At 36.9% G+C, this 9,664-nt stretch carries 9 protein-coding genes and 2 tRNA genes; 10 read left to right on the top strand and 1 reads right to left on the bottom strand.

What is annotated here, in order from left to right; translation table 11 throughout:
- Nucleotides 1-16 precede the first annotated feature (16 nt).
- The 8 genes from JUJ52_RS21840 (at nt 17) to JUJ52_RS21805 (ending at nt 5,505) form a co-directional block, all read left to right on the top strand.
- Nucleotides 17-93 (top strand) — tRNA-Met (locus JUJ52_RS21840).
- A 109-nt stretch (nt 94-202) separates the two neighbouring features.
- A tRNA-Asp gene (locus tag JUJ52_RS21835) sits at nt 203-279 on the top strand.
- A gap of 221 nt (nt 280-500) precedes the next feature.
- Nucleotides 501-1,466, top strand: a complete 966-nt coding sequence (gene thiL / locus JUJ52_RS21830) for a thiamine-phosphate kinase (protein WP_205389558.1) — start codon at nt 501-503, stop codon at nt 1,464-1,466.
- Between the two features lie 9 nt (nt 1,467-1,475).
- Nucleotides 1,476-1,931, top strand: a complete 456-nt coding sequence (gene tsaE, locus JUJ52_RS21825) for a tRNA (adenosine(37)-N6)-threonylcarbamoyltransferase complex ATPase subunit type 1 TsaE (RefSeq protein WP_205389559.1) — start codon at nt 1,476-1,478, stop codon at nt 1,929-1,931.
- A gap of 25 nt (nt 1,932-1,956) precedes the next feature.
- Nucleotides 1,957-2,664, top strand: coding sequence for a tRNA (adenosine(37)-N6)-threonylcarbamoyltransferase complex dimerization subunit type 1 TsaB (gene tsaB, locus JUJ52_RS21820; protein ID WP_026680370.1), 708 nt, complete (start codon nt 1,957-1,959; stop codon nt 2,662-2,664).
- Nucleotides 2,657-3,106 carry a ribosomal protein S18-alanine N-acetyltransferase gene (gene rimI, locus JUJ52_RS21815; RefSeq protein WP_026680371.1) on the top strand — a complete coding sequence of 150 codons (450 nt, stop codon included), beginning with the start codon at nt 2,657-2,659 and terminating at the stop codon, nt 3,104-3,106. Before tsaB ends, rimI begins: the two co-directional genes overlap by 8 nt.
- A complete protein-coding gene (gene tsaD, locus JUJ52_RS21810; RefSeq protein ID WP_205389560.1) occupies nt 3,103-4,113 on the top strand; it encodes a tRNA (adenosine(37)-N6)-threonylcarbamoyltransferase complex transferase subunit TsaD in 1,011 nt (336 codons plus the stop codon). The genes rimI and tsaD overlap by 4 nt, the downstream gene beginning before the upstream one ends.
- A gap of 219 nt (nt 4,114-4,332) precedes the next feature.
- On the top strand, nt 4,333-5,505 hold the full coding sequence (locus tag JUJ52_RS21805; RefSeq protein WP_026680373.1) for an FtsW/RodA/SpoVE family cell cycle protein: 1,173 nt from the start codon (nt 4,333-4,335) through the stop codon (nt 5,503-5,505).
- A 305-nt stretch (nt 5,506-5,810) separates the two neighbouring features.
- Here the strand turns inward: JUJ52_RS21805 and JUJ52_RS21800 are convergent, their stop codons facing one another.
- Nucleotides 5,811-7,736 (bottom strand): ABC transporter ATP-binding protein, encoded by a 1,926-nt coding sequence (locus JUJ52_RS21800; RefSeq protein ID WP_205389561.1) that lies wholly within the window; start codon nt 7,734-7,736, stop codon nt 5,811-5,813.
- Between the two features lie 133 nt (nt 7,737-7,869).
- Between JUJ52_RS21800 and moaC the strand changes: the two genes are divergently transcribed.
- Both moaC and JUJ52_RS21790 read left to right on the top strand, forming a co-directional pair.
- Entirely contained in the window at nt 7,870-8,379 is a 510-nt protein-coding gene (moaC, locus tag JUJ52_RS21795) for a cyclic pyranopterin monophosphate synthase MoaC (protein WP_121604545.1), read from the top strand.
- The gene (locus JUJ52_RS21790) at nt 8,360-9,010 is read left to right on the top strand and encodes a redox-sensing transcriptional repressor Rex (RefSeq protein ID WP_026680376.1); all 651 of its coding nucleotides are present in this window, start codon (nt 8,360-8,362) and stop codon (nt 9,008-9,010) included. Before moaC ends, JUJ52_RS21790 begins: the two co-directional genes overlap by 20 nt.
- The last annotated feature ends 654 nt before the right edge of the window (nt 9,011-9,664 follow it).

Raw genomic sequence — 9,664 nt, 5'->3', positions numbered from 1 at the left:
CAAGTTATAATCATATCGCGGGATGGAGCAGTCTGGTAGCTCGTTGGGCTCATAACCCAAAGGTCGCAGGTTCAAATCCTGCTCCCGCAACCAAATTACATTATTAACTATATTGGTTAATTGAATATCAATAGTACTGTAAAATGTAACCAAAATGTTTCATCTAACTACACTGAATAACATTATTATAGTTGAATAAATTGGTCCGGTAGTTCAGTTGGTTAGAATGCCTGCCTGTCACGCAGGAGGTCGCGGGTTCGAGTCCCGTCCGGACCGCCACTAATATTATAAAGGTAGACACAGGATTTCATTATTGAAAATCGTGTGTTTTTTATATTTAATAGGAATTTTCATCAAGAAGCTGTCGCCCCGAATCAAGTAAAATATCCATCCTTATCTACTTCATGTTATTTCCAATCTAGTATGGTTTCCTTTTTCATTTTTCAACATTTTTTGCTATCATAAAATATAGCTTAAAAAGAAATTGGTGTGACTTGTAAATGGATGAATTTTCATTAATTGATTCAATAAAACAAACATATTATAGCCAGCCTACTTTAATCAAAGGTATTGGGGATGATGCAGCTGTTATACGTCAATCTGCATCAGATATTGTAACGGCAGTTGATACTTTTGTAGAAGGAGTCCATTTCCGAAGGGATACGATGGAGCCTTTTCATGTAGGCTTTCGGGCTTTAGCAGCAAATTTAAGTGATTTAGCTGCAATGGGAGCAACTCCTGCTTTTTATCTAGCTTCTATTGTTATTCCTAAGACTTGGACCGAAATAGAAATTGCTGAGATCTTTGCTGGCATGAAGAAAATGGCTGGGAAATACCACATGGACTTAATTGGTGGAGACACAGTATCGGGCAAAGAACTATCTTTATCTATTACTGTGATTGGTTATGTTGATCATGATAAAATTCGCTATCGTCATACTGCTAAAGCTGCAGATATTGTATTTGTAACGGGTACATTAGGTGATTCACAAGCAGGCTTTCATATTCTGACAAATCCAAGCTCCTACGATAACGCAGCGTATTTTATTAAAAGGCATCAACTACCCACACCTCAAATCGATTTTGCAGCTCATTTGCAGAAGTTTACTCGAATCACATTAAATGATGTGAGTGATGGCATTGCAAGTGAAGCAGCAGAAATTGCGGAAGCTTCAAGGGTAACTATTCAATTAGAGGATAATCGAATTCCAGTTTATGAGACATATAATCAATTTCCTTCTGATTTACAATATAACTGGAAATATTTTGGAGGGGAAGATTTTGAATTATTAGGTACTGTTCCGTCAGCGGACTGGTCGGAGTTAAAGAGCGTAGCTAAATTATTACCTGTTAGAATAACGAAAATAGGTAAAGTTATAAACGAGGATACAAGTGGAAAGGTATATATCAATAAGGATGGTAGGAATTACACTTTACCAAAGCAGGGGTACACACATTTAAAGTAGGTGGATTTATTGGATACATATCAAATTACAACTCATACAGTAGAAGAAACAATACAGCTTGCTGAAAAACTTGCGATATTACTTAAGCCAGGGGATGTTATTACGCTTGAAGGTGACCTTGGAGCTGGAAAGACAACTTTTACAAAGGGTATCGCAGTTGGACTAGGAGTAAAACGAAATGTGACAAGTCCAACATTTACGATTATTAAAGAGTATGAAGGCGAACTGCCGTTATATCATATGGACGTCTATCGATTAGAACATTCAGATGAGGACATAGGGTTTGATGAATATTTTAATGGAGACGGTATTTGTATCGTTGAATGGGCAAGATTTATTCAAGATTACTTACCACAAAATCGTCTAGAAATAACTATTTCATACATTAATGAACATTCGAGAGAATTAGCATTTACTGCATGGGGTGACCATTTTAAATACGTTCTAAATGAACTACAGTTATAATTTAGCAGAATGAGGAGTTATTTACATGAACATACTTGCTATCGATACTTCGAACCAAGTAATGAGTGTCGCTATTCAACAAAATGAGCAAATCATTGGCGAAATAAATACAAACTTAGCGAAGAATCATTCCGTACGTTTAATGCCAGCAATTGATCAATTAATGAAAGATATTGGATTAATGCCTGATCAATTAGAGCAAATTGTTGTTGCAAAAGGTCCTGGATCATTTACAGGAGTTCGAATTGGGTTGTCTACAGCAAAGACAATGGCCTGGGCACTGAATATACCAATAGTGGGCATTTCTAGTTTGGAAGTCCTTGCATATCAAGGGCGATTTTTTAATGGTCTTATTTGTCCTTTTTTTGATGCTAGAAGGGGAATGGTTTATTCCAGTACCTATCAGTGGCAAGGTACGATTATGGAAGAGATTGTACCTGAATCAAATATCTCCATGGAGGATTTATTAAACAAGCTTAAGGCTTATGACAAGCCTGTTTTGTTTTTAAGTCCTGACATGCATATTCATCAGGAAGCTATTGAACGGATAGTGGGAATAAATGCCATGATTCCAGAACCTACCTATCATCTACCTAGGGCTTCTCATTTGATATTAGCATCTAAAGATAAACCCATTGATTCTACACATACGTTGACTCCAAATTACCTCAGACTTGCAGAAGCAGAAGCGAAATGGCTTGAGCAACAAAGGGAAAAGCAAGCGAATGAGTAACGTAGCAATACGAAAAATGGAAGTAGCTGATGTTCAACAAGTAATGGAAGTGGAAAAGGCATCTTTTACCACTTCATGGACGACAGACATTTTTTATCAGGAGATTACCGATAATCCACATGCATATTATTTTGTGATGGAGCTTGACGATACTATTGTCGGTTATGTAGGTATGTGGATAGTCCTGGATGATGCACAAATTACGAATATTGCTATTATGCCATCTTTTCGAGGGAGAAGATTAGGAGAAAAACTATTCCACTATACTATTCGATATGCGATAATGAAAGGAGTCAGTCGTCTGTCTTTAGAAGTTCGTAAATCGAATATGGTAGCACAAAAATTATATCGTAAATTTGGGTTGGTATCAGGCGGCATTCGTAAAAATTATTATACAGATAATCAGGAAGATGCAATTGTAATGTGGGTGAATTTAACATGAAAAAAGACACAATACTATTAGGAATTGAAACAAGTTGTGATGAAACTGCAGTAGCCATTGTAAAAAATGGAAGAGAAATTCTTGCCAATGTCGTTGCATCACAAATTGATAGTCATAAACGATTTGGCGGAGTAGTTCCAGAAATAGCTTCCCGTCATCATGTGGAACAAATAACGTATGTACTGGAAGAAGCACGACAACAGTCAAATACGGTATGGGAAGATATTGATGGGATTGCAGTTACGGAAGGGCCAGGTTTAGTAGGTGCTTTATTAGTAGGTGTGAATGCTGCTAAAGCATTGGCTTTTGCTAAACAAAAACCGTTGATTGGTGTACATCATATAGCTGGACATATTTATGCAAATCGGTTAGAAAAGGAATTTGAATTCCCTTTGCTTGCATTAATCGTTTCTGGTGGTCATACAGAACTTGTTCTTATGAAATCACATGGAGCATATGAATTAATTGGCGAAACAAGGGATGATGCTGCAGGAGAAGCCTATGATAAAGTTGCACGTATGTTGCAATTGCCTTATCCAGGTGGCCCGCAAATTGACCGGCTGGCAGAACTAGGAGAAGAAGCAATCGATTTTCCTAGAGCATGGTTAGAGCAAAATAGCTATGATTTTAGCTTTAGTGGGCTGAAGTCTTCTGTTATTAATACCATTCACAATGCAAAACAACGTGGAAAAGAACTTAGAAAAGAGGATATAGCAGCTAGCTTTCAAGCTAGTGTAATTGATGTATTAACTACTAAAACGGTTCGTGCAGCAAAGGAGTTTGATGTTAAACAGGTTATTATTGCAGGCGGTGTAGCAGCTAACAGAGGATTACGCAGTGCGTTGGAAGCGGAATTTGCAAAGACTAGTATTCCTTTATTAATACCTCCTTTAAACCTCTGCACGGATAATGCTGCAATGATTGCTGCTGCAGGGACAATTGCTTTTGAACAAGGTAGACGTTCAGGGCTTGAATTAAATGCAAGACCTTCGTTGCTTTTAAAGTAATAAGTAATCCACAGTTTGTCACAGAAATGTTCATAACTTCTTTGAAGTCTGTCAGATAGTCATGTTGAAAGTGGGTAAATTTGTGGAAAACTGCATAAAAACGTGTGGATAATGTGCATATCTTTTTATTAATAGCAATATAATGCATGTTATTCACTTTTGAGCTTGTGGATAACTATACAACATTTAATGATGTTAGAGAAATTTGGTGATTGAGCAGTGTCTAAGAAACAGTCCTTTTATATACAGAATGATTTAATTATCTTATTTATTTTGTTTGTATGTGTCAGCTTACTTGCTATTTACAACGCCCAGCAATTGGATCAATATGGTAAGAACTTTGTCTTGCAACAAATTGTTTGGTTTACAATAGGTGTTGGTATTGTAGCTGCCATACAGTATTTAGATATTGAGCAAATACAGAAGGCTAGTGTCTTCATATATGGATTTGGTGTACTTGTGCTTGCTGTGTTGTTAATTAGTCCTGAGGCGATAGCAAAGCCTGTCAATAATGCGAAAAGTTGGTTCCAGCTTCCTGGACTTTCGTTACAGCCCGCTGAGTTTACGAAAATAACGACCATTATATACATGGCTGCTGTTATCCACAGCCATAAGCAAAAATTTGAAAGACCGACCGTAAAGTCAGACATACTTATGTTAGTTAAAATTCTTGCAGTAGTTGGAGCTCCCGTCTTTTTAATTATGCAACAGCCTGATTTTGGTACGGCAATGGTGTATCTATTCATTGCAGGAATGATTATTATATTATCGGGAATTGATTGGAAAATTATTACGTTCCTAATTGTTAGTATTTCAGCGATACTTGGCGCTGTATTAGGATTTATTGTAAAGTTCCCGGATCTAGCAAAGAAAATTGTTGGAGACGATCAGGCGTACCAGATTGATCGAATTATGACGTGGTTTGATCCTACGCAACAAACAAGTGATGCTACATGGCATTTTGACCAGGCTTTTATGGCACTTGGTTCAGGGCAATTATTTGGAAAAGGGCTTGGGACACCTCAGGTTAATTTCCCAGAAGCACAAACCGATTTTATCTTTTCCATCATTGGAGAGAGCTTTGGTTTTGTCGGCAGTGCGCTTGTCATTTTTCTATATTTTATGTTGCTATATAAGTTAGTTACGATTGGGCTCGCTATTTATAAGCATTCGCCGTTTGCTGCATATATTTGTTTTGGCTACCTGAGTATGCTGTTAGTCCACGTGTTTCAAAATGTTGGGATGGCAATAGGAATTATGCCGGTTACAGGAATTCCGTTATTGTTGATAAGTTATGGAGGCAGTTCCGTATTATCCACAATGCTTGGCTTTGGCGTGATTTATCGAATAGCTGTGGAAAACTCGATTCAAAATGATTATCTATTCAAATAAATATGGTCATCTAAAAAAGCTATATGATATAAAATTGCGATCATGTAGCTTTTTATTTACAAGCAGATGTGGCATATCATCATCGAAATCTAGGATATGGGACGCTTTATGTAGACTCGAGCAATTTATCCATCTAAGGTTGACTATTCTTTCTATTTCATACTTCGGTAGGAACCACCTAATCATTGTATTCAAAAAATGATAAAAAACCCGAGCTATTTTTCGAAATATAACTTCGTATATTCGGAATATAGCTCGGATTTGTTTCATCTAGATTACTATGTTGGGGCGCTCTTTTAAATCGATTATTCCTCTTGTAGCTCGGCCCACTCTTCCATTAATCGTTCGATATGCTGTTTTCGATTTTGCGTCTCTTGAGTTAATTCAAGTGCCTTTTCATGATCTTGGAAAATTTCTGGCTGTGTCATTTTATCTTCTATCTGATTGATTTCTAACTCTAGTTTTTCAATTTCTTCCTCGAGTTGAGCAATTCGTCGTTGCTTCTTGCGTCTTTCACTTTTTAATTGCTTTTCTTCCTTGTAGCTCCGCTTTTTTTCAGTTGTTGACTTTTGTTTAACTACTTCAGCTTGCTGTAATCTTTGTATTTCTGCCTCTTCTGCTTTTTTCTCTAGATAATAATCATAATCCCCTAAATAAAGCATCGTATTGGATCTTTGCATTTCGATCACTTGATCAGCAATTTTGTTAATAAAATAGCGATCATGAGAAACAAAAAGTATCGTACCTGGATAATCGATTAAAGCAGCTTCAAGTACTTCCTTACTATCGATATCAAGATGGTTTGTCGGTTCATCGAGTATAAGCAGATTGGCTTTTTGCATCATCAATTTAGATAATGCCAGTCTTGCTTTTTCTCCCCCACTTAATGCATTCACTGGCTTTAAGACATCGTCTCCTGAAAATAAGAAGTTACCAAGAACGGTGCGTATATCTTTTTCATTTATCGTCGGATAATCATCCCAGAGTTCCATCAATACCGTTTTTGAAGAGTTTAAATTTGCCTGCTCTTGATCATAATAACCAATTTGAACATTTGTTCCGAGCTGAATGTTACCTTTTGCAGCCTTCAGTTTACCTAATATAACTTTTAATAACGTAGTTTTACCAACTCCATTAGGTCCTACTAAAGCAACACTTTCACCACGATTTAGGTGCAGATCTACATGGTGAAATAAGTCATTATCTTCACCATCATAACGAAAGGACAGATCATTGATTTTTAAGACATCATTTCCACTTCTTTTGTCGATATGAAATGAAAAGGAAGCAGAAGATTCTTCTCCTAAAGGTCGATCAAGCTTGTCCATTTTTTCTAACTGCTTCCGCCTACTTTGGGCACGCTTCGTTGTAGACGCACGTACAATATTTCGTTGAATAAAATCCTCCATTTTTTTAATTTCAGATTGTTGTTTTTCATATTCTTTTAGGTCTTTTTCAAAATCCAAAGCTTTTTGTTCTAAAAATTTACTATACGTACCATGATATTTTTTCGTTTTGTGTCTGGAAATCTCATAAACGATGGATACGGTCTTATCTAGAAAATAACGATCGTGGGAGACGATGATGATAGCTCCAGGATAGCTTATTAGATAGTTTTCTAACCAATTTAATGTATCAATATCCAAGTGGTTTGTTGGTTCATCTAAAATAAGTAACTGTGGCTTCTTTAATAACAGTTTTCCTAGTGCCAATCTAGTTTTTTGACCACCACTTAGTGTTTCAATTGGTGTTTGGTAGTCAAAATGATGAAAATCTAGGCCAGTTAAAACAGCTTTTATATCTGCTTCATAGGTATATCCGCCATTCCTTTGAAAGACCTGTTGTAGTTTATCGTATTGATCCAATAATTTTTCATAGCTGTCAGTTGAATGGTTAGTCGTTTGTTCCATTTGCTTTTCAAGGAGACGTAGCTCTTCTTCCTGTTTTCTTAATTCCGTAAATACAGCGAGCATTTCATCCCAAATGGTTTGATTTGATTCAAGTGACATATGTTGTGATAAGTAACCGATTGTTAAATCCTTAGGCTGGAAAAGCTCACCATCATCATAGCTGAGTTCACCAGCCATTATTTTTAATAGTGTAGACTTTCCAGCTCCATTTCTACCTACAATAGCAATACGATCATTGTCTTTTACTTCCATTTTTATATTCGATAGAATCTCATCAGCACCAAATGCCTTAGAAAGTCCATTCATTTGCATAAGTATCATAGCTTTTCACCTCATCCATACTAGTGTATCTTAATTACATGAACGCAAGCAATATAATTGTGAAAACGATCACGACTTATTTCCATTTTTCTGCTAGAATAGAGATGGAGTTCAAAGCAATGGAGTTGGGCAAATGTCAGATTTTACACACTTTAATCAACAGGGTAGGGCGCATATGGTGGATATTAGTGATAAGCAAGAAACGAATCGTATGGCAATCGCTAGATCCAGTATCCTTATGAACAAACAAGTTTATGAGGCGATTATTGGAAATGCTATAAAAAAAGGGGATGTACTTGCAGTTGCACAAGTTGCAGGTATTATGGCAGCAAAGAAGACACCAGACTTTATTCCAATGTGTCATCCGTTACCATTAACGGGCGTTAATATTTCGTTTCAGTGGGATACGTCACATGATACATATGAATTAATTGTTGATGCCACTGTGAAAACGAAAGGAATTACAGGTGTTGAGATGGAAGCTCTTACTGCTGTGTCTGCTGCTACATTGACAGTATATGATATGTGCAAAGCGATTGATAAAGGGATGACCATCGGCCAGACATTTTTAATCGAAAAACAAGGTGGTAAATCTGGAGATTATTATCGTAAGGAAAGAAGGAATGACCATGGATCAAAATAAAATACCTCAAGCAACTGCTAAACGCTTGCCATTGTATTATCGATTTTTAAATAATTTGAATCACCAGGGCAAAAAAAGGGTGTCCTCCAAGGAATTAAGTGATGCGGTAAAAGTCGATTCTGCTACCATTCGCAGAGATTTTTCTTATTTTGGTGCATTGGGTAAAAAGGGATATGGCTATAATGTCGAATACCTATTGGGATTTTTTCGTAAGACGCTCGATCAGGATGAAACAACGGATGTTGCACTAATTGGCGTAGGTAATCTAGGTACTGCCTTTTTACATTATAATTTTATGAAAAATAATAATATATTAATAAAGATGGCGTTCGATAGTGATCCCGATAAGGTTGGAACTACGATTGGCGATGTACCTGTATATAATATTGCAGATTTAGAAGACAAGATAGCTGGTGTAAAGGTGGCAATCTTAACAATCCCTGCTAGTGAAGCGGATGGAATCACCGATCGACTCGTGGAGCAAGGGATTACGGGGATTTTAAATTTCACTCCAGCGAGGATTACGGTTCCAGAACATATTCGTGTTCATCATATTGACTTAGCGGTTGAGCTACAAGCACTTGTTTATTTCTTAAAACATTATCCCTTAGAAACGAATCGTCTAGAATAAGCGAAGCCTCTTGATGGTAATTAAAGCTACTGAGAAGCGTTTTTGATATGCTCTCCTTTATCTCGCTATATAACTCAGTAAGACCTTAATTCAAGCAATAATACGGATTAAGCGGGGGATCGACTGCCAGTAAATGTCCGATTGGTTTTACGAATAATCCGTGGGGATAAACAAATCCCCCACGGATTGAAGTTTTACTTTGTGTAGACAGATTAAACATTGATTCTGTATTACTTAAGGAGCGTTTTAATAGTGAAATAGCAGTATTTGATGAAGCGTCGTTTTCCATGGGCAACGCTTCAATGTATATTTTCTCTCTTGATTGGAAAAGCAAAAGTAAGTAGTTTTTTTGCTCTTAAGGAAAAATGAAATCAGAAACAAGCTGGGAAACCTAGATAGGGTTTCTTTTTTTGTAAGTTAAGAAAGTATAAAATCAGTGCAATGACTGCGTTAAGCCAAGTAGTTATTTTGAAATGTTTGTGTATATTGGCAATGCTCCGACTAATTACTTCGCTATCCGGGGCACGGCCTCAACTAACTTTGCAAAGAAGACCACGTTGCAAAGTGGATTTTCGGCTCGCGCTAATCCCGCAGGAGTCTACGTAATTCGTCTCCGCTATGAGAATGTGCAACAATTCTTGTCATAAGTAATAG

The sequence above is a fragment of the Virgibacillus sp. AGTR genome, assembly GCF_016919725.2.
Taxonomy (GTDB): Bacteria; Bacillota; Bacilli; order Bacillales; family Amphibacillaceae; genus Virgibacillus; species Virgibacillus salarius.
Note: the sequence above shows the minus strand (reverse complement) of the source record. Positions and strands in the feature narration are given on the sequence as shown.